This is a genomic window from Eubacterium sp. BIOML-A2 (genome assembly GCF_009680135.1).
Lineage (GTDB): Bacteria > Bacillota > Clostridia > Lachnospirales > Lachnospiraceae > Faecalicatena > Faecalicatena contortus_B.
This window is the reverse complement of sequence record NZ_WKZK01000001.1, coordinates 151,402-170,918: the sequence shown is the minus strand read 5'-3', so window position 1 is coordinate 170,918 and position 19,517 is coordinate 151,402. Positions and strand designations below refer to the sequence as shown.

19 protein-coding genes are annotated in these 19,517 nt (G+C 44.1%); 15 read left to right on the top strand and 4 right to left on the bottom strand.

All coding sequences use genetic code 11. The annotated features are described in order from the left end of the window. The first annotated feature begins 7 nt into the window (after positions 1-7). The 8 genes from GKG43_RS00680 to GKG43_RS00645 all read left to right on the top strand — a co-directional run bounded on the left by GKG43_RS00680 (position 8) and on the right by GKG43_RS00645 (position 8,468). A complete protein-coding gene (locus GKG43_RS00680) occupies positions 8-1,054 on the top strand; it encodes a sugar ABC transporter substrate-binding protein (RefSeq protein ID WP_129878321.1) in 1,047 nt (348 codons plus the stop codon). A gap of 72 nt (positions 1,055-1,126) precedes the next feature. Beyond that, positions 1,127-2,626: a sugar ABC transporter ATP-binding protein gene (locus GKG43_RS00675; protein ID WP_129878319.1), complete on the top strand. Its 1,500-nt coding sequence runs from the start codon at positions 1,127-1,129 to the stop codon at positions 2,624-2,626. A 1-nt stretch (position 2,627) separates the two neighbouring features. Further along, positions 2,628-3,599, top strand: a complete 972-nt coding sequence (locus GKG43_RS00670; protein WP_025653924.1) for an ABC transporter permease — start codon at positions 2,628-2,630, stop codon at positions 3,597-3,599. A gap of 18 nt (positions 3,600-3,617) precedes the next feature. Then, a complete protein-coding gene (hydA, locus tag GKG43_RS00665; protein ID WP_129878317.1) occupies positions 3,618-5,024 on the top strand; it encodes a dihydropyrimidinase in 1,407 nt (468 codons plus the stop codon). 15 nt (positions 5,025-5,039) lie between these two features. After that, a complete protein-coding gene (eda, locus tag GKG43_RS00660) occupies positions 5,040-5,996 on the top strand; it encodes a bifunctional 4-hydroxy-2-oxoglutarate aldolase/2-dehydro-3-deoxy-phosphogluconate aldolase (protein WP_050639257.1) in 957 nt (318 codons plus the stop codon). A 20-nt stretch (positions 5,997-6,016) separates the two neighbouring features. Continuing rightward, on the top strand, positions 6,017-6,775 hold the full coding sequence (locus tag GKG43_RS00655; RefSeq protein ID WP_050639258.1) for an IclR family transcriptional regulator: 759 nt from the start codon (positions 6,017-6,019) through the stop codon (positions 6,773-6,775). Positions 6,776-7,057: 282 nt separating this feature from the next. Then, positions 7,058-8,002 carry a sugar kinase gene (locus tag GKG43_RS00650; protein ID WP_243125794.1) on the top strand — a complete coding sequence of 315 codons (945 nt, stop codon included), beginning with the start codon at positions 7,058-7,060 and terminating at the stop codon, positions 8,000-8,002. Between the two features lie 10 nt (positions 8,003-8,012). Further along, entirely contained in the window at positions 8,013-8,468 is a 456-nt protein-coding gene (locus tag GKG43_RS00645; protein ID WP_129878313.1) for an Lrp/AsnC family transcriptional regulator, read from the top strand. A gap of 23 nt (positions 8,469-8,491) precedes the next feature. Here GKG43_RS00645 and GKG43_RS00640 read toward each other — a convergent pair whose 3' ends face one another. Both GKG43_RS00640 and GKG43_RS00635 read right to left on the bottom strand, forming a co-directional pair. After that, entirely contained in the window at positions 8,492-9,163 is a 672-nt protein-coding gene (locus GKG43_RS00640; RefSeq protein ID WP_025653929.1) for an ABC transporter ATP-binding protein, read from the bottom strand. A 138-nt stretch (positions 9,164-9,301) separates the two neighbouring features. Continuing rightward, positions 9,302-9,826, bottom strand: a complete 525-nt coding sequence (locus GKG43_RS00635; protein ID WP_025653930.1) for a nucleoside recognition domain-containing protein — start codon at positions 9,824-9,826, stop codon at positions 9,302-9,304. A gap of 215 nt (positions 9,827-10,041) precedes the next feature. Here GKG43_RS00635 and GKG43_RS00630 point away from each other — a divergent pair, with 215 nt between their 5' ends. Further along, the gene (locus GKG43_RS00630) at positions 10,042-11,793 is read left to right on the top strand and encodes a DUF885 domain-containing protein (protein ID WP_025653931.1); all 1,752 of its coding nucleotides are present in this window, start codon (positions 10,042-10,044) and stop codon (positions 11,791-11,793) included. A 39-nt stretch (positions 11,794-11,832) separates the two neighbouring features. Here the strand turns inward: GKG43_RS00630 and GKG43_RS00625 are convergent, their stop codons facing one another. Continuing rightward, positions 11,833-12,909 carry a GGDEF domain-containing protein gene (locus GKG43_RS00625; protein WP_055151113.1) on the bottom strand — a complete coding sequence of 359 codons (1,077 nt, stop codon included), beginning with the start codon at positions 12,907-12,909 and terminating at the stop codon, positions 11,833-11,835. Between the two features lie 100 nt (positions 12,910-13,009). On the opposite strand from GKG43_RS00625, the gene GKG43_RS00620 reads away from it, so the two are divergent. Then, positions 13,010-13,627 (top strand): nucleoside recognition domain-containing protein, encoded by a 618-nt coding sequence (locus GKG43_RS00620; RefSeq protein WP_025653933.1) that lies wholly within the window; start codon positions 13,010-13,012, stop codon positions 13,625-13,627. Between the two features lie 283 nt (positions 13,628-13,910). On the opposite strand, the gene GKG43_RS00615 is transcribed toward GKG43_RS00620, so the two are convergent. Further along, positions 13,911-14,672 (bottom strand): DeoR/GlpR family DNA-binding transcription regulator, encoded by a 762-nt coding sequence (locus GKG43_RS00615; RefSeq protein WP_154253275.1) that lies wholly within the window; start codon positions 14,670-14,672, stop codon positions 13,911-13,913. A 221-nt stretch (positions 14,673-14,893) separates the two neighbouring features. Here GKG43_RS00615 and GKG43_RS00610 point away from each other — a divergent pair, with 221 nt between their 5' ends. The 5 genes from GKG43_RS00610 (at position 14,894) to GKG43_RS00590 (ending at position 19,515) form a co-directional block, all read left to right on the top strand. Continuing rightward, a complete protein-coding gene (locus GKG43_RS00610; RefSeq protein ID WP_154253276.1) occupies positions 14,894-15,037 on the top strand; it encodes a hypothetical protein in 144 nt (47 codons plus the stop codon). A 6-nt stretch (positions 15,038-15,043) separates the two neighbouring features. After that, entirely contained in the window at positions 15,044-15,790 is a 747-nt protein-coding gene (locus GKG43_RS00605; protein ID WP_330377515.1) for an FGGY-family carbohydrate kinase, read from the top strand. Between the two features lie 224 nt (positions 15,791-16,014). Then, positions 16,015-16,275 carry a type II toxin-antitoxin system Phd/YefM family antitoxin gene (locus tag GKG43_RS00600; protein WP_025653939.1) on the top strand — a complete coding sequence of 87 codons (261 nt, stop codon included), beginning with the start codon at positions 16,015-16,017 and terminating at the stop codon, positions 16,273-16,275. Beyond that, positions 16,265-16,579, top strand: coding sequence for a type II toxin-antitoxin system RelE/ParE family toxin (locus GKG43_RS00595; protein WP_055151101.1), 315 nt, complete (start codon positions 16,265-16,267; stop codon positions 16,577-16,579). Before GKG43_RS00600 ends, GKG43_RS00595 begins: the two co-directional genes overlap by 11 nt. A gap of 524 nt (positions 16,580-17,103) precedes the next feature. Continuing rightward, positions 17,104-19,515 carry a CRISPR-associated helicase/endonuclease Cas3 gene (locus GKG43_RS00590; protein WP_055151098.1) on the top strand — a complete coding sequence of 804 codons (2,412 nt, stop codon included), beginning with the start codon at positions 17,104-17,106 and terminating at the stop codon, positions 19,513-19,515. Positions 19,516-19,517: the final 2 nt, after the last annotated feature.

The window sequence follows — 19,517 nt, the reverse complement described above, 5'->3', positions numbered from 1 at the left end:
AATATGTATGAGAAAGAAAAGATTGTTAGCATTTGTACTTAGTAGTGTAATCGTATGTTCCGCACTTCTTGCGGGATGTTCCGGGGGAAGCAAGGAAGAAAAACAGCCAGAACCTAAAGCAGAACAGACAGAGGAGACAAAAGATGAGTCCGGTGAGCCGGCTAAGGTATTGGATTCCGGTGATATTAAGGTCGGTATCAGCATCAATGCGCTGGATGCGATTAATAACCGCCAGGTATTTGAAATGATGCAGAATAAGGCAGAAGCAGCCGGTTATGAATACGTTGCCACCAATGCAAACGGCACGGCAACCCAGCAGTCCACGGATATTGAGAACCTGGTGCAGCAGGGATGCAATGTGATTGTTGTTTTGAACGGCGATACAGAAGGACTGACCAATGCGGTAAAAGAGGCATCTGAAAAGGGTGTCTACGTAATCAGTGTAGAATCTGGATATATCCCGGGTATTTCTGCTTACTTTGCAAAAAACGATTTTGCCCTGGCATCCGCAATGTATATGATGCTGGCAGGAGAGATGGGGTATGAGGGTGAAATTATAGCAACCGGGCATAACGACCATCCCGCTATCCGGGAAAGAGTAAATGTCCAGGAAGCAATGCTGAAAGAATACGCGAATATCAAGCTGGTAAACCGTGTAACAACGGGTTACCCGGGAACGACGGAACTTGCTTATAACGGCGTGGAAAGCGCACTGCAGCAGAATCCGGACGTTAAGACAATCTGGTGTACCTTTGACCTGGAGGCACTGGGAGCGGCGCAGGCATGCGAAGCGCTGGGCAAGAAGGATATCAAAATTGTAGGAGCCGACGGAGAAATTGATGTGCTCCGTATGATAAAAGACGGAAAATATATTATTGCGACATCCGTAGCTGATTTGGAGGCAACGACCGATGATGTCATTCAGACAGTGGCTGATTTATCTTCCGGAGCGGAAGTAAAGATGTTCCATGAGATGCCATTTATTATGATTACAGAGGAAAATGTAGATGAATGGATTGAAAGAACAGAGTCCTATCTGAAAGAAAGCGAATAAAAATTGTAAAGGGCGCTTGCAGGCGCCCAATACTTAAATACAAAAACTGTTTCAAGCCGGAAAGGAGTAAATATGGCAGAGCAGGAAATGGCAGTAGAAATGAGAAATATCAGTAAATATTTCAATGGCATATGCGCACTCCATGACGTAAACCTGCAGATAAAAAAGGGGACTATCCATGCCCTGCTTGGCGAGAACGGGGCGGGAAAATCTACCTTAATGAAGATACTTTGCGGAATTATTAAGAAAGAACAGGGGTCCGTTTATCTGTTCGGAAAAGAAATGAACATAAGGTCTGTGATAGAAGCTCAGGATCATAAGCTTGCGATTGTGCCTCAGGAACTGGCATTAGTAGATTATTTTACCGTAGCCGAAAACATTTATCTGGGGCGTGAGCAGGTAAAAGGGCCGGGCCTGGTATCACGCAGCAAAATGTTTGAAGAAGCAGAAACTATTCTGAAAGAACTCAAGATTCATCTGGATCCAAGAACGGCTGCGGGTAAATTGAGTGTTTCAGATAAACAAATGCTTGTAATTGCAAAAGTGCTGTCGCTGGATGCGGAAGTGATCATTATGGATGAACCTACCGCCAGGCTGGGCGTTAAGGAAATCAAGGAATTTCTGGAGTACATGAAATACTTGAGAAGCATTGGAAAAACCATTATTTACATATCCCATAAATTAGAAGAGATTTTTGAAATCTGTGACGAAATAACGGTACTGCGCGACGGTCAGACGATCGGAACCCATCGGACCGCCGATATCACGGTTGACCAGCTGATTAAAGAGATGGTAAACAGATCCTCGGAAAGCCTGGATATCAAAAAGAACCATAAAGAATTCGGGGAAGATATCCTGAAGGTAGAGGGACTGTCATGTGAAAAAATGGTGGCGGACGTTCATTTTTCTTTGAAAAAAGGAGAAATCCTGGGCTTCTATGGACTCGTTGGCTCTGGGCGTACAGAGATGATACGCGCGGTGCTTGGCATTGATCCCATAAAGGGCGGTGAAGTTACCTATAAAGGAAACAGGGTCAGGTTTAAAAATATCCGTGAATCCATGGCGGCAGGGCTGGTCTTAATCCCGGAAGAGAGGAGAAAGCAGGGGCTTGTCATGAATCTGTCTATCCGTCAGAATGCGTCGCTTACGAAGCTGAAAAGATTCAGTAAAGCCGGATTTATGAATAAGAGTAAAGAAGTGGAAAGCGCGGAGAAACTGCGGGAGGAGCTACAGCTCTCCTGCCCCGGCATTGAAAGCCCGGCCGGTGCATTAAGCGGCGGGAACCAGCAGAAGGTTGTCCTGGCAAAATTTGTAGACATGCCGGTGGATATCTTTATATTTGATGAACCGACCAGAGGGATAGATGTGGGGGCAAAAAGTGAGATTTATACATTGATAGAGAAAATTTCAGAACGGGGAGCATCTGTCATTATTATTTCATCCGAAATACCGGAACTGCAGTCAATCTGCGACAGGGTTGCAGTCATGCGGGAGGGCCGAGTTACGGGAGTATTGGGCAGTGAAGAGTTCCAGGATGCGGAGACCATTCTGAAATATTCTATAGGAGGCTAATATGACAGGACAGGTGCAAATGAAAAAGAAAGTGCATTTTTCAGAATTTGTGATGAAATACGGGACATTGATGTTTTTGGTGCTTCTGTGCATCGCATTTTCGGTATTACGGCCAAGCACATTTTTAAGTGTGGGCAATCTATTGACCGTATTGAGGCAGATTGTAATCTTGAGCATACTGGGCGGAGGCCTTACGGTTGTTATGATCACAAACCGTATCGACTTGACGATAGGCTATACGACCAGTTTTCTTGGAATTGTTGCAGGTGCGCTGATGGTAGACTTCGGAATTCCTGTTTTGCCTGCCGCGATCCTGACTTTGATAGCCGGGGCCATACTGGGGAGCCTGAGCGGTATTGCTGTGGCATTGATTGGGATTCCAGATTTTATTGCGACTTTATCATTGGGATTTTTGATTTCAGGCTTTAACCAGTCCTATACAAAAGGACATCCAATCTCAGGGCTTCCGGCGGAGTTCAGCATATTCGGCGCTAAGTTTGTTAAAGGAATACCGACTTCCATATTCTTTATGATCGTATTTCTGGTTATTATTTTTATACTGCTTAACTTCACAAGATTCGGAAGGCATGTTTATGCAATCGGCGGCAATGAAGAGGCATCCCTGATGTCCGGTGTAAATGTAAAAGCGAATTTGATCTGGGCTTATGTTGTCAGCGGCGTTGGCGCAGGACTGGCCGCATTGATCCTGGCGTCTAAGCTTGGAACCGCACATCCTACGGCGGGAGATAATTACTTGATGGAAGCGCTGGCCACCGTCTATGTGGGGGGAACCGCATTTAAGAGCGGGGAGCCTAATATTGCAGGAACCTTTGTGGGCGCTATGATTATCGGAGTCCTTACAAATGGGCTGACCCTCTGCAACGTTCAGTATTACAACCAGGACATTGCGAAAGGGCTTGTCATTTTTCTGGCGGTCACCATAACATCCATCCAGAGAATGAAAAAGAAATAAGAAGGAAGGGGCATACATATGAGTATTTTAATAAAGAATGGAACCGTATTGACAGCGGAAAACGAGGTAAAAGCCGATGTTTTGATCATTGATGAGAAAATCGCTGCGGTCGGGCAGAATATAGTGCAAGATGTTGATGAGGTGATCGATGCAGAGGGGAAATATGTATTTCCGGGAGGAATCGACCAGCACACTCATTTTTCTGCGCTTTGTAATTCCGGGGATAAGGATACCGCGGGATACGAGACAACGAAAGCAGTTATTGTAGGGGGGACTACTACAATCATAGATTACGCGCCCCAGGATCCGGGCTGTGGGCTGATTGAATCCGCACAGTACCGCATCAACACGAGGGCAAAGGGAAAGACATGCGTTGATTTTGCTCTGCATTCTCTGGTAACCGAAGTGACGGACGCTATGTTTGACGAGATAAAACAGCTGCCGGACTATGGCATTGCAAGTATCAAGGTGTTTATGGCATATATCGGTTCCCCGCTCCATGTAGGGGACGATACCTTATATAAGGTGCTCCAGGAAAGTAAAAAGGTGGGGGTAACCGTATTTGTGCATGCGGAAAATGGAGAGATCATTGATATGCTGCAGAAGGAGTGTGTAAAAGCCGGGAATGTGACGCCCGAATTCCATGCGGTATCCCGCCCGCCGCTTGTTGAGACAGAGGCTGCTCAGAGAGCTATCTACATAGCGGATCAGTTAGACGCCCCGCTCTTTATCGTACATGTCTCCTGTAAGGGGGCGTCGGATGCCATTGCAGAGGCAAGGTATAAAAAACAGAGAGTATATGGCGAGACCTGTACACAGTATCTTACGACGACAAAGGATCGCCTGAAAAATCCGGACTTTAATATTGCCGCCCAATTCGTATGTTCGCCGGCACTCCGTGATGAGAGTGATATTGACGCCATGTGGCAGGCATTATATGATGGTGTATTAAGCGCCGTGGTATCGGATCACTGCGGAATTGACCTTGCAGAAATGAAGCAGACGGGAAGGGATAATTTTGTGGATATACCAAACGGGGCGCCGGGGGCGGCCGACCGCATTCATATGATCTGGACAAATGGCGTGGCTAAAAACAGGATTTCCAGACAGAAGTTTGTGGAGGTATGTTCGGAAATGCCTGCAAAGATTAATGGCATATATCCAAGAAAAGGTACCATAGCAGTTGGCTCAGATGCGGATATTGTAATTTTCAATCCGGACTACAGAGGTGTTGTACAGCTTGCGGATAACCCGAATGGCGTAGACTATAATATTTATGAAGGAAGAGAGCAGATCGGGCAGGTGGAAACCGTACTGCTGCGCGGTAAAAAAGTAGTAGAACATGCACAATTTGTGGGCGAAATGGGACAGGGAGAGTTCATACCAAGTAAACCATATGCTTATTGCTTTGAAGGAAGAGAATAGTCAGGAGGCTGTTTTATGGACAAGATATTAGAAAAAATCCGCGAGTACGGAGTGATGCCTCTTGTTACGCTGGATGATCCGCAGGATGCGTATGTACTTGGCAGAGCACTGACGGATTGCAGCCTGCCCATTGTGGAGATTACGTTTCGGTCCGGCGCGGCGGAGGAAGCAATCCGTATTCTCAGAAGCACCTATCCGGATATGTTGGTCGGAGCAGGGACGGTGCTGGATGCGGATATGGCGGAGCGGGCGATCAAAGCGGGAGCACAGTTTGTACTGGCGCCTGGTATGAATCCCGGCATGATAGAATATTGCCTTGAGGAGGAAATTCCTGTATTTCCGGGGTGTATGACTCCAACAGATCTGGGACAGGCGCAGAACCTGGGGCTTAAGGTTGTGAAGATATTTCCGTTTATGCAGTTGGGCGGGATCCCGATGCTCAAAGCAATCTCAGCCCCTTTTGGCAAAATGGAATTTTTGGCAACCGGAGGAATCAATGATGAGAATTTAGCCTCGTCCCTTGCATTTCCAAGAATGGCTGCATGCGGGGGCAGCTGGCTGATTAAAAAAGAAAAGCTGAGAAAAGGCGACCTGGAAGGCTTGAAAAGCGATATTAACCGGACTTTAACGGCAATGCTCGGGCTGCGGTTTGCACATCTGGGGATCAATTATGGGATGGAGGCAGCGAAAACATTGGAGCAGATTCTGAATGTACAGACTCTCTGGGGGCAGACCTCCGGCTTCACCGGAGATTATGTTGAGGCTGTAAAAACCGCAGGACAGGGGAAAAATGGGCATATAGCGGTTGGAACCTGTGATATCGGGCGGGCAATATTCTATCTGCAAAGGAAGGGTTTTGGTATTCAAACGGAGTCTGTCAAAAAAAATGAAGCAGGTCATATCTTAGCTGCTTACCTGAAAGAAGATGCGGGCGGTTTTGCAGTCCATCTTCTTCAGGAAACATTAAACTGAGAGATCTGGAAAGGGTTACTATGTCAACAGCAACGGTACAATCAATTGATAGGGCATTTGAGATTCTGGAGGCGTTGGGAAACTGCCCGAATGGGATGCAGGTCAAAGAATTGTCGGCTGCGCTTGCACTGAATAAAAGTACGGTGAGCCGTATTCTTTTGACTTTGGCCAGTAAAGGTTATGTGGTAAAAAATAAAGATAATTATTATCGGCTGGGAATGCGTCTGGTGGATTTGTGCAGCTTCTACTTAAACAGTCTTCAGCTGAAAACGGAGGCGCTTCCTTTTTTAGAAGAGCTTAGAAACCAGACGGGACTCATCGTGCATCTGGGAAGTCTGGATGAAAATGAAGTAGTTTATCTGGATAAAATCAGTTCATTTAATAATATACGGATGTATTCCCAGATAGGGAAACGCGCCTATGTTCATTGCACAGGGCTTGGAAAAGCAATGCTATCCCGGATGAGCAGGGAAGAAGTAGAGGAGATCCTGGCCGTGAAAGGGCTTCCGATGATGACAGAATATACCTGTACGGACCAGAAGAATTTTTTTGACGAACTGGATCGGACACGTGCCAGGGGCTATGCCGTAGATGAACAGGAAAATGAGGCGGGAATCAGGTGCGTGGCGGCGCCGGTTTTTGACTACAGAGGGAATGTGATAGCCGCGGTAAGCGCAACGGGATTTATCGATATGTTTCCAAAAGCGCGGATAGAAGCAATGTCTGTGTATGTGAAGAAATGTGCGGAAAGTATTTCAAGAAGCATGGGGTATCGCTGAAAATCCGCGCGTGTTATTATTTAGATACCCCACTTATTCCGAAAATCGGATGAGCACGAAAGGCTATACCCAAAGGGCACCCCGTAACTCATGCCCTGCGGGCGGGTCTGCCGCTAAGCTGCAGAATAAGGTATACCCAAAGGGCACCCCGTAATGCATGCCCTTTGGGTATAGGAATGAGATATATTTATTAAGGGATACTCCCGGGAAGACACCGCCCATTTAAGTGTCTGTATTTCCGGGAGTAGTCTGAAGAAAAGCGAGGTGAGACATTTGGCGGAAGTGATTACATTTGGTGAGGCAATGGTTGTCTTTATTTCTGAGGAAACAGGGGAGTTTAAAGATGTTTCTGACTTTACAAAAGGCCTTGCCGGTGCGGAATTGAACGTTGCGGTTGGAATCACCAGGCTTGGACACAATGTAAAATACATAACCAGGCTAGGCACGGATCCATATGGTGATTATATTTTTGACTTTATTAAAAAAGAAGGCATTGATACAAGCGGGGTAATATTTGACAGAGACCATTTGACAGGTTCTTATATCAAGTCGAAAGTCCATCAGGGGGATCCGCAGGTTTTTTATTATAGAAAGAATTCAGCGGCATCCTGTGTGAGCAGGAAGGATATAGATCAGGTGGAATTTGAAGGCGCAGGGGTATTACATCTCAGTGGAATTACGGCGGCTATCTCTGAAAGTTGTCTGGATGCCTGTTATTATGCGTTGGAGAAAGCAAGACAGTGCGGAATGAAGGTAGTATTTGATCCGAATATCAGACGGAGGCTTTGGAACAGCGAAGAAGAAATGATTTCGACTTTGAATGACCTTGCAGGCAAATGTGATGTTGTATTACCCGGGATCGAGGAAGGCAGAGTGCTGGCGGGCACAAAGGATGAAAAAGAAATCGCCCGGTTTTATTTGTCACTGGGGGCCAAAACGGTAGTTGTTAAGTTAGGGGCATCCGGAGCATTTTATCAGGAATATACTGGAAGAAATGGTTATGTGAAAGGTTTTAAGGTGGACAATGTTGTAGATACAGTCGGTGCGGGGGATGCTTTTGCATCCGGCTTTATCAGCGGTATTCTGGAGGGAATGCCGGTTGAAGATGCGGTTGTCAGGGGGAATGCAATGGGGGCTATTATTATTACCTCCAAGACCGATAATGAGATATTGCCGACAAAAGAGGAATTAGAAAAGTATTTGCAGGAACACTTGATGCTGGGATGAGGAAAACAGGATGAACGAATTAGACAAAATTGACATTCAGCTTCTGAAAGCACTACAGGAGAATGCGCGGACTTCGATCAAGAAACTGGCCAGTCAGGTATACCTTTCTTCGCCGGCTACAGCATCCCGGATATCCAGAATGGAGAAGATGGGGTATATCAAGGGATACACTGTTATCGAAGGAGAAAGCGAACTGGGGTATCCAATCAAAGCAATCATTAATATTCAAACGGATAGAAAAGGCAGAGAAAGTCTGTTTTCTTTTATCTATAGATGCCCGAATGTTACAGAATGCGCTTTTGTTTCGGGAATATATTCCATAGTGATATCTGTCTTTTTTGAAAACACACAAAAACTGGATAAGTTTATTAATGAAATCCAGAAACGTGGGGCTGATACGATGACACAGATCGTGCTGTCAACACCTATACTGCACAGAGGCATAGGTGGAATTATGGAGGATTAAAAAAAGGGGTCTGACCCCTTTTTTTAATCTCTGCCGATGTGCTCTCTGATCTCGGTGATCTTCCCTTCCTTCATGAATATTACCCGGTTCCCCAGCGTAACAGCTTCGTCGTAATCATTTGTCACGTATAATACGGTAATTCCAAGCACTTTATTGATCTTCTGAATATCTTCGATCATCTCCATCCGCCGCTGTTCATTCTGCCTTGCAAAATCTTCATCAACAAGAAGAACCTTGGGGTGGCAGACAACAGCACGTCCAAGTGCAACTTTCTGTCTGGCTTCATCTGAGATCGACTTAATCTTTTTATCAAGCTTATCTGCGATGCCGAGAAATTCAGCAGCCGTCTTCACACGGGTATCGATCACTCCGCGCGGAAGATTCCGAAGCCTTAGGCCAAGTGCCATATTATCATAAACATTAAAATAGGAATACAGTACATAGTTCTGAAAAGCCATTGCGAGGCTTCTGTCCCTGGGAAGTATGTCATTGAGGAGATCATCTCCCAGGTATATCTCTCCTGAGGTAATATCCTCCAGGCCTCCAATCATGCGGAGAATGGTGGACTTTCCGCAGCCGCTGGGGCCGTGAAAGGCAACGAATTCTCCATCTTTAATATGGAGAGATACGTTCTTAACGGATATAAATCCGTTAGGATAAGTCTTATTTAAGTTCTTAAATGTCACGCTTGCCATAGAAATACCTCCGCTTATTCTTATCACAATTTTAGCACATACCGTATATCAATGCAAAGGGGGGCAAGGTTTTTTAAGGGAGTTTTTATGAAAAGTTCAGAATATTCAGAAAACGGTGAGCAAAGGGGTCAGACCCCTTTACATCATTCCTGCGATCAGTACGCTTGCGGCAAGTCCGGCTAAGGTTGCCAGCAGAGCTCCGGTGAGTGTATAGCGCGTTTTTTTAATTTTTGCGGTCATGAAATATACGCTCATCGTATAGAAAATTGTTTCTGTGCAGGCCATGGATATGGAGGCGATAAGCCCCAGCCGGGAATCGGTGCCATATTCTTTGAAGATGTCCAGGAGGAGGCCGGTGGCAGCGGAGGAGGAGAACATTTTTACAATGGTGAGTGGGACGAGTTCTCCGGGGAAGCCTATGTATGCGGTAAAATGGCCGATGATTGACGACAAGAAATCAAGGAAGCCAGAGGCGCGCAGGATTCCGACTGCAACCATGAGGCCGATGAGGGTGGGCATGATTTTTATGACGGTGAAGAAACCGCTTTTTGCCCCTTTAATAAAGTTGTCGTATACATTGGTTCTCATAAGTATGCCGTAAGTAACGATAGCCAGAATAATAAACGGAACTATAAAATCCGTAATATACAGAAAAAACTGCATAAACATCCCTCGGCAATCTGTAATATCATTGCTTTATTTATATGCTTATCCGGAGAAAACGATACCTTATTTTGCAGCTGGGCTGCAAATCCGCCCGTCATGGCGTGAGCTTACGGGGTATCATTGGGTATGAATTAAAAGGATGGAATGTCTGGCGTTAGCATAACAGGGGATTTTTACTCATAATATGAAACAAAGACTTTGGGGGAGTTCCTATGCCATCTCTAATTCCCAAACATATCAGAAAACGGCTTCTTGCCGCGTGTCTTACCGTCAGCACAACAGCGGCCCTTTTGTTTACAGGGTGCAGCGTCAGTACAAATACCAACCAGAATAAAACATTCCAGTCATTTACAAAAGAGGTGTTCTGCCAGGAGGTTTCCTCGAATTCGATCAGTCTGCATTATTCACTGAAGGAGCCGGAAAAGTATGGAATCAAGGAAGCACCGGTTACTTTTGGCGGTTTTACTGCGGATTCGAAAGAAGCGGCGGCCTCATTGGAAAATCTTCGTGCGGCACTTGACAGGTTTTCTTATGACAGCCTGTCGGTGGAAAATCAATTGACCTATGACGTCCTGGACTATTACCTGAATATGGCAGAAAAGAATACGGATTATCTGCTGTACGATGAGCCTCTCGGCCTGGTCAGCGGAATCCAGACGCAGCTGCCGGTGCTTTTATCGGAATACCAGTTCTATGACGAGAAAGATGTGGATACATATTTAAAATTGATGCAGTCAACGCCGGAATATTTTGAGTCACTTATTGCATTCGAAAAGCAAAAATCGGCAGCAGGCCTGTTTATGGCGGATTATGCAGCGGATACGGTGATTTCCCAGTGTACGGCTTTTATGGAAATGGGTGAAAGCAATTATTTGATTTCTACCTTCGTGGAGCGGATCAAACAGCTTGGACTATCGTCTGAGACTCAAAGCCGCTATATTAAGAGAAATGCCCAGATGCTCCAAAGTTATGTCCTGCCTGCTTATAATCAGCTGATTTCAGCCGTACAGTCTTTAAAAGGTACTGGAAAAAACGAGGAGGGGCTCTGCCACCTTCCCGACGGAAAGACCTATTATGAACAGATCGTGGCTGAATCAACAGGGTCAGAAAAGACTGTTCCAGAGCTGGAGGATCTGACCAGGAGACAGATTATATCTGACCTTGAGGCCATGGAGGAAGTGCTCAATATAACCGGAAACCAGGCAAAAGAGACAGCAGCCATGGAGGAGAGTAATCCGGTTACTATACTGAATGAACTGGAGCGCAAAACGGGCGGGGCATTCCCAGAGCCGCCTGAAACGGTGACACAGGTCAAATACGTGCCGGAGGCTATGGAAGAACACCTGAGCCCCGCATTTTATATGATTCCCGCCATTGATAATACGGCGGAAAATGTAATCTATGTGAACCAATCTCATATGAGCAACAACCTGACACTCTATACCACACTTGCACATGAAGGGTATCCAGGCCATTTGTATCAGACAGTATACTATGCCGGGACAGATCCCGACCCGTTAAGAAGCATTTTTAATTTTGGCGGATACGTGGAAGGATGGGCAACTTATGCGGAAATGTGCAGCTATTACCTGTCCTCACTGAGTAAAGAGCAGGCTACACTGCTGCAGAAAAACAGCTCCATTGTACTCGGGCTCTACGCACTTGCGGATATGGGGATTCACTACGACGGGTGGAGCAGGATTGACACGGTGGCATTTTTCAAAAATTATGGGATCAAAGACGCGAAAACAATAGAACGTATTTATGAACTTATTATAGGTTCGCCGGGAAATTATCTGAAGTATTATATCGGTTATGTAGAGTTTTTGGAACTGAAAAAAGAATGGGCCGCAAAAAAGGGGAATCATTTTTCACAGAAAGAATTCCACGAGGCAGTGCTGTCTGTAGGACCGGCTCCTTTTGCTCTCGTGGAAGAATATATGTGGAAAATGCCTGTTGATTAGAGGAACAGCCGGAAACCACGGTGATTCATTATCTGAAAATCATGGAAGAATATGATAGAACGCATACTGATTCTTGCCATTTTGCTTTGAAAGGTACAGCGCTTCATCCGCGTGCTTAAACAGCTCCCTGAAAGTGCATCTGTCTTCCGGGGCCAGAGCGATGCCTATGCTGGCTCCTATTAGGGGGAGTTCCCTGTCAGCCGCAGTGTTTATCGCATTGATTGCTTCAAGAAACTGTACAATACGGTCCCGGGGGACGTCGTCACTTGAACAGTCGGGGAGAAAAATTAAAAACTCATCGCCTCCGATGCGCCCAATAATATCCGAAGAGCGGAACGTTTCCTGCAGTACGGCCCCTACTTCTTTGAGCACCTGATCGCCGCAGTCATGCCCACGGGAATCATTGACCAGTTTAAAATTATCAATGTCGATGACTAAAAGTGCACCCTGGGCATTGGCGAGGGAAAGATGGGAAGTAATCTTTCTCTCACAGAATCCGCTGTTCCAGAGACCGGTCAGCTTATCCGTATCTCTTTGCATTTCCAGAATGTTATTAGACATGATCTGCCGGAAATTGAGGTAGTTGAACTGGTGTGAAGTAAAAATGCTGAGCAGATAAAACACAACGGTATTTATAATATCATAAGAGGCAGTGTAAGGAGTCTTATATATTTTGGATAACATACAAAAGATCACGCAGAATATGCCCATAAACATGCAGATTCGGGACGGTATGTCAACGATAAAGAGGGGAAGCCCCACAAGAAATACTATAAAGGCTACTGCGTTGAGCTCCGGCTGCATAATGGTACCTAAATAGACTGACACCCCGAGTATGATGGCAGCCATAGTATAAAGGGCTGCAGGTATTAGCCTTTTATACGCCTTCAGGGATGTTTTCGCCAGGATATTCAGAAAAACGGAAGCTGCGGTAATAATAGTATACGGAACCGTTGCTTTCAGGAAGTTTTCCAGAAAAAGGCTGACCAAAATGAGCGGAACGCCCATTAAGAATCCCAGAGTTGTTATAAGACGCAGGCTTTTCAGATTTCTGTCTGCAATATCTTCATAATAAGTATGATAATTTTCAACAAAATAGTTACTATATGGAATCATAATGATAACCCCCGATTAAATATACTGATACATTGTTTCTATTCTATCATATAAAGTACGTAATATTATGAATAAAATAAAAAATTTTAGGAGGGAACCTATGCTGAATTACTTATGGGCGGGCATGATTATAGTCGGTGTTATCTTCGGGGCTTTTAACGGGAAGATGCCGGATATTACGAATGCGGCGCTGGACTCTGCAAAAGAGGCAGTAACCCTGTGCATCACGATGATGGGAGTGATGTCTTTTTGGGTGGGTATGATGGAGATTGCAACAAGGGCTGGGATTATCGAGATTGCTTCTAAGAAGCTGCGGCCGCTGGTACGGTTTTTGTTTCCGGATATACCGGAGGGGCATAAGGCGAATGATTATATTACGACAAATTTTATTGCAAACTTTCTGGGACTGGGCTGGGCGGCTACTCCTGCAGGACTGCAGGGGATGGGGGCGCTGGCAGATCTGGAGAGGGAGAGACAGGAAGGGCGGGCGCCGGGTGCAGCGCAGAAGCCAGGGGTTGCCTCGGATGAGATGTGTACGTTTTTGATTATGAATATTTCATCATTGCAGTTGATACCGGTGAATGTGATCGCTTACCGAAGCCAGTACGGGAGCGTGAATCCCGCGGGAATTGTCGGGGCGGGAATTGTGGCCACGGCGGTGAGTACGGTGGTGGCTATGGTTTATTGTAAGATGAAGGCGAAGAGGCGGAGGGCTTGATTGCCCTCTGCTTTTGTAATCATATATTTTCATAAACCACCTGCTATGCAGATATGTTTACAGCCGGCTTATAAAGGGCTTACTTTGATTAGCCCACCTGTCACGACGAAACAGATCACTTGTTACGGAGTAGTAACCAATTATGTATCGTCCTCTTATAATAGATGTGGCACACTCGGTATGACTACTATTTTGCTGTCTGAATTGATTTTCATGATCAGGGAGCAGTCATTGTTGTATATTGGCATAAGATGAATAAGCGAAATAAAACATGTATTATCTGCTAAGCGGGAGAACCAAGGATAATCTCTACACCTGCTTCTTTAAGTCTGGTTACATAAGTGGGATCCAGGCCGCTGTCAGATATCAGGCATGTGATCTCGTTGATATCTATTGTTTTTTCGATGAACGGTTTTACAGAAAATTTAGTTGAATCAGCCAGGATATAGCATTTTTTTGCGCACTTAATCAGGCTTTGTTCTGTTCTGGGATCAATATCGAGAGAGGTAATTCCCACATCAAGATCCACAGAGTCACAGCCGGAATATGCTTTGTCCACCTTCACAGTGCTAAAAAAGGCTTCGGATGTAGGACCAAAACACGCACCGTTGCGTTCGCGGATCTGGCCGCCGCAGACATAAAGCTTTATGTTGGGATGGAACAGAAGAAGGTTTGCTACAGGGATGGAGTCCGTAACGACAGTCAAATTTTTCTTATTTGTAATTTTAGACGCAAGAAGAAGAGCCGTAGACCCACTGCTGATGGCAATAAAATCGCCGTCTTCAATCGTTTCAGCTGCGGCGGCAGCAATCTCCTGCTTCTTATTAAAATTGACAATCCCATCAAAGATATCCGGCTGAACCGTTCTCGTATTAAAATCTTTTGGATAATCCGCCTTGATTGCGCCACCGTGGGTGCGCAATAGTAATCCTTTTTCATGCATACTTTGGAACGGAAGGCGTATTGTAGAAACGGACAAGCCTGTGAGCTCGGTTGCTTCAGCAACAGTTATCCTGCCATTCTTTTGAAGTAAATCTAATATCACTTTTTCTCGTTCTTCGTAACAACAGATATTCTAAAGAATATCTCCAGGAAGCAGAGATACGACTTGAGAAAATGGAAGATCCCAATTATGAATTTCCAACTCCATTCAGTAAATTAGATTGGATTCTGGCAATTGCAACAATTATAGTATCCGGAGCACTGCTTATTGGCGGATATTGGATGTAATATAAAGGGATTTTACTGTATATGAGGAGGAATAAAATGGCAAAGAATCGAAATAGTTCAGATGATCAATATACAAAAGAAGCAACATTTGGCACACTGCCGGTTCGCAGATCAGAACGTCAGTATGGAATGTTAGATGCATTCCTCGTGCTCAGCGGGTACGGCGTAGCAACCTGGTAGCCAGGAATCGCCTCTGAAAGCACAGGATCGGCGCTTGTAACTGTTGCGACCATTGAAGAATTAAGCCCTGATTCAAAAGGTGATGTACCGACACTCTGCAGTGGCATTGCGGGGAAATATATATATCAGCCATATTGTACAGGGGCTATGATTACAAAATGGTTTAGGGATGCATTTTGTGAGCAGGAAAAAGAGCTGGAAAAGGAGACAGGGCTCAATGCATATACGCAGATGGATCAATTAGTGGAATCAACGCCTCCGGGTGCGGATGGCCTGATTATGCTCCCATATTTCCAAGGGTCGGGAATTCCAGAGCTTAATGAGAAAGCAAGCGGTGTCTACTATGGTATAAATGCAGGACATACAAGAGGGCATTTTATCAGGGCTATTATGGAAGGGCTTGCAATTGCTTTGAAAAGGATGCTTGAATGTGAAAAAGAGCTCGGGGCGGCCATGGATGAAATCCGTTCACTCGGCGGCGGCTCTAAATCAAAGGCCTGGTGCCAGATTAAGGCGGATATACTCGGGATTCCGGTTAAGGTGATTAAAAATAGCGGCAGCACTCCATGTATGGGGTGCGCAATACTTGCCGGAGTAGCAAATGGGATATGGGCATCAGTAGAAGATGCGGCGGAGAAGTTTGTGGAGATTAAGGAGACTTATTATCCTAATACAGAAAACGCAGAGGTTTATGCGGAAGCTTATCAAAAATATGTGGAGATTACAAATGCACTTAATCCTACATTCCGATAACGCAGGCGTGAAAAGTAATGACCGCTCGTTACTTTTTATAATCCAGCCAGTATCAGTAAATCGGAGGTTAGTCTCGTCGACTAACCTCCGATTTAGTTGTTGGTTGGAGTGTGAAAAGTAAGGATCACTCAATTAAATATAAGGAGAAATTAGATAAATTATTGCATCTATGATAATGTTATGATAAAATTAAGATAAAATAAAAGGATAAAGGAGCATCACATATGATACAGATACGTCCTGTTTCTGACCTTCGAAATAAATTTCCAGAGATTGAGGAAATTGTAAACGGAGGAAAACCTGTCTATCTAACGAAAAATGGTTATGGCGCAATGGTGGTCATGAGTTTAGAGCAGTATGCGAATCTAACCGACAATATCGAAAGAAAATTGGATGAAGCCGACAAAATGGCCGAATATACGGATGAACGACTTTCACATGAAAGCGTTTTTGGACATGTCAGGGATGTGATTAATGGAAAATAAAAAGTATAGGCTGCAGTATCTGCCATTATTTGAGCAGGATTTAATTGAGACAGTTCATCACATTACGTATGTACTGAAAAATCCAGATGCTGCCTTGCGTTTGGCAGATGATGTGGAAGCCGCTATATTAGAGAGGCTTTCAAATCCACTTGCATTTGAGCCGTTTCGTTCGGCGAAGGAAAGAGAACTTTTATATTATCGGATTTATATTAGAAACTATGTAGTCTATTATGTTGTTATAGATGATGTTATGGAAGTTCGGCGGCTCATATACAGAAAGCGAGATATAGACAGGCACTTATAAAGATATAGAACCCAAAAGTTGGTTTACCATATATAAATTACTTTTTATAGTTACCAATATTCCGATAACTTATTAGGATGTTGGTAAGTAGAAATGAGAATAATTCCTGGTAATGTTTCATTAAGGATCAAAATTTGCCGAGGGTACCCGCTAAGACATTAAAATAACATAGGTTAGGGTCATGGATTAGATATAATTAATATGATCGCGAAAGATGTAACAGGGGATGTTATAAAATCTATTTCAATTAAAAAATAGATATTTTATAACATCCCCTGTTTGGAGTTTTATTGACTTTCCTCTATTTATTCTTCAATCCACACTATTTTTCAATCCACACTATTAAAATATTTTATTATGTGAACTTCAAATAATGACTATAACTATTGGCCATTATAAAATACTTAACATTATATTACAAGCATAAAATTAAATAAATTCATAAAAAGAGGTAAGTATTGAAATTATATTTATAATGTGATACCATCAGTTGTAAGAAAAGAAATCCTGGAGGTATATCCCATTTGAAATTATTGGCACATATTACTACATACAAAGGCAAGCGGAAAGAGCAGTCTTTAAAAGAACACAGCTATAAGACCGCCAAGTACGCTTCAGAATGTTTGTTGAACACAAAGTTTTCCAATACTGCCTATCTTGCAGGCCTTCTGCACGACATAGGAAAGGCAACCCAGCTTTACAATGAGTATTTGGAGAAAGCATTCCAGGGAGAAAAGGTACAGCGTGGCAGTGTAAACCATACTTTTGCAGGTGTTATTTATCTTTTTGAAAAGTTCCATACAGATGTTAACTCACCGATGGAAAAGCTGACATGTGAAATTACCGCAACGGCTATAGGTTCCCATCATGGGCTGTTTGACTGTGTTGACCTGGATGGTAACAATGGTTTTATACATCGGCTGCGGAAAGACAGGTCATCGCTGTGCTATGATGAGGCTGTCAGTAGTTTCTTTGAACAGGTAGCTGATGAAAGCGAAGTGCAGATGTATTTCCAAAAGGCTGTAAAAGAGATTACGGACTTTTTCGAAGAGGCAAGAATAACATACAATAATAATGGTTATAAAACATTTTTTCAAATAAGTATGCTGTCCAGGCTGATTCTGTCTTCAGTGATAGAAGGGGATCGAAGGAATACTGCTGAATTCATGAGTCAATGGAAGGAGGATGAAAGGGAAGATATAAACTGGGATAAGTGGCTGGCCTACTGTGAAGACCAACTATCAAAGCTGGATACGTCATCTACGCTTAACCGTATCAGGCATGATATTTCAGGACAGTGCATTGCTTTCGCAGGCAATCCCCCGGATATCTATCGTTTGAATGTACCAACCGGTGGCGGAAAGACATTAAGTTTGCTGAGATACGCACTGGCACATGCACAAGAATTTAATAAAAAACGGATTATCTATAGCATTCCGCTGCTCAGTGTGCTGGATCAGAATGTCCGGGTAATACGTGATTATGTTCCGGATAAAGAGAAGGTATTGGAACACCATTCTAATGTAGTGCATGAAAAAGACAAGGGAGAAGAGCTGGATCCATATGAGCTGCTGAAGGAAAGCTGGGGTGCCCCGGTTATCGTATCAACACTGGTTCAGCTGCTGGACATTTTGTTTAAGCACCAGACCTCTGCAATAAGACGGATGCAGGCATTATGTGACAGCGTGGTTGTGATAGATGAGGTTCAGTCATTGCCGGTGAAGGTAACGGAAATGTTTAATATGGCGATGAATTTTCTGAAGCAGTATTGTAATGCAACGATTATTTTATCTTCTGCGACACAGCCCTGCTTTGAAGAGCTGAAGTGGCCGATCCATCTGGCAAAGGAGCCAGACATGGTTCATCTGGATTCATTACAGCTTCGGACATTTATCCGGGCACAGGTGATTGATTGTACAAGCCCTTACGGGATGGACTTAGATGAGTGTACAGAATTTTGCGGCAATTTGGTAAAAAAGCACTCTTCGGTTCTGATCGTATGTAATACAAAATCACAGGCACGAAAACTGTTTCGGCGGCTGCAAAAGGAAGCCAAACAGTTAGGCGGCTATATATTACATCTTTCCACATCCATGTGCCAGGAACATCGTTCAAATGACCTGAAAGAACTGCAAAATAAATTATCTCTGCTGCAGGATGACGTAAGAAATGGAGGTGGGCAGCAGAAGGTGATTTGTGTTTCCACACAGGTAATCGAAGCAGGAATGGATATTTCATTTGAAGCAGTAGTGCGTGTTCTTGCGGGAATTGATAATCTGGTACAGGTTATTGGAAGATGCAACCGAAGCAATGAGTACGGAAATATAGGAAAGGTCTATTTGATTCATCTTAAAAATGAGGACCTGGGTATGCTGCAGGATATCAAATACCGGCAGATTTGTACCCGGAAAGTGTTGGAATTCAGGAAGCAGATTGGTGAAACCTCCTCAATCAGCGGGCAGGCAGTACATAGATATTATCAATACCTGTTTGAAGAGATTCGGGGCAAAGTACGGTATCCGGTGAAGTCTTACGGAACGGAGATATATCTTATGGATCTATTGTCAAACAATAATGGGAGTGCTAACGGGAAAGAAAACGATGGATATCTGCTGCATCAGCCATTTAAGACGGCCGGTCAGATTTTTGAAGTATTTGATAAGGATACCATAGACGTGCTGGTTCCGTATCAACAGGGAAAGAAGCTGATTGAGCAGCTCAAAAGTATGGAGGAAAAGCAGTTTCATCTGGAGAACTTTAAAGAAATTATGCAGAAGGCAAAAAAATATACGGTCAGCATTTTTGAGAATGAGAAAGAAAGGCTTGAGAGACAAGGCGTACTGCATGGTATACTGGAGAACAGAATTTTTGTTCTGGATGATAAGGCATATCATGAAAGCTATGGATTGATGGACATGGAAGAATACGGGGAATAAAG

Excerpts from the sequence above, each read along its gene's own strand:
- GKG43_RS00680 (WP_129878321.1), top strand. The coding sequence starts at position 8 with ATGAGAAAGAAAAGATTGTTAGCATTTGTACTTAGTAGTGTAATCGTA.
- GKG43_RS00675 (WP_129878319.1), top strand. The coding sequence starts at position 1,127 with ATGGCAGAGCAGGAAATGGCAGTAGAAATGAGAAATATCAGTAAATAT.
- GKG43_RS00670 (WP_025653924.1), top strand. The coding sequence starts at position 2,628 with ATGACAGGACAGGTGCAAATGAAAAAGAAAGTGCATTTTTCAGAATTT.
- hydA (WP_129878317.1), top strand. The coding sequence starts at position 3,618 with ATGAGTATTTTAATAAAGAATGGAACCGTATTGACAGCGGAAAACGAG.
- eda (WP_050639257.1), top strand. The coding sequence starts at position 5,040 with ATGGACAAGATATTAGAAAAAATCCGCGAGTACGGAGTGATGCCTCTT.
- GKG43_RS00655 (WP_050639258.1), top strand. The coding sequence starts at position 6,017 with ATGTCAACAGCAACGGTACAATCAATTGATAGGGCATTTGAGATTCTG.
- GKG43_RS00645 (WP_129878313.1), top strand. The coding sequence starts at position 8,013 with ATGAACGAATTAGACAAAATTGACATTCAGCTTCTGAAAGCACTACAG.
- GKG43_RS00640 (WP_025653929.1), bottom strand. The coding sequence starts at position 9,163 with ATGGCAAGCGTGACATTTAAGAACTTAAATAAGACTTATCCTAACGGA.
- GKG43_RS00635 (WP_025653930.1), bottom strand. The coding sequence starts at position 9,826 with ATGCAGTTTTTTCTGTATATTACGGATTTTATAGTTCCGTTTATTATT.
- GKG43_RS00630 (WP_025653931.1), top strand. The coding sequence starts at position 10,042 with ATGCCATCTCTAATTCCCAAACATATCAGAAAACGGCTTCTTGCCGCG.
- GKG43_RS00625 (WP_055151113.1), bottom strand. The coding sequence starts at position 12,909 with ATGATTCCATATAGTAACTATTTTGTTGAAAATTATCATACTTATTAT.
- GKG43_RS00620 (WP_025653933.1), top strand. The coding sequence starts at position 13,010 with ATGCTGAATTACTTATGGGCGGGCATGATTATAGTCGGTGTTATCTTC.
- GKG43_RS00610 (WP_154253276.1), top strand. The coding sequence starts at position 14,894 with ATGGCAAAGAATCGAAATAGTTCAGATGATCAATATACAAAAGAAGCA.
- GKG43_RS00600 (WP_025653939.1), top strand. The coding sequence starts at position 16,015 with ATGATACAGATACGTCCTGTTTCTGACCTTCGAAATAAATTTCCAGAG.
- GKG43_RS00595 (WP_055151101.1), top strand. The coding sequence starts at position 16,265 with ATGGAAAATAAAAAGTATAGGCTGCAGTATCTGCCATTATTTGAGCAG.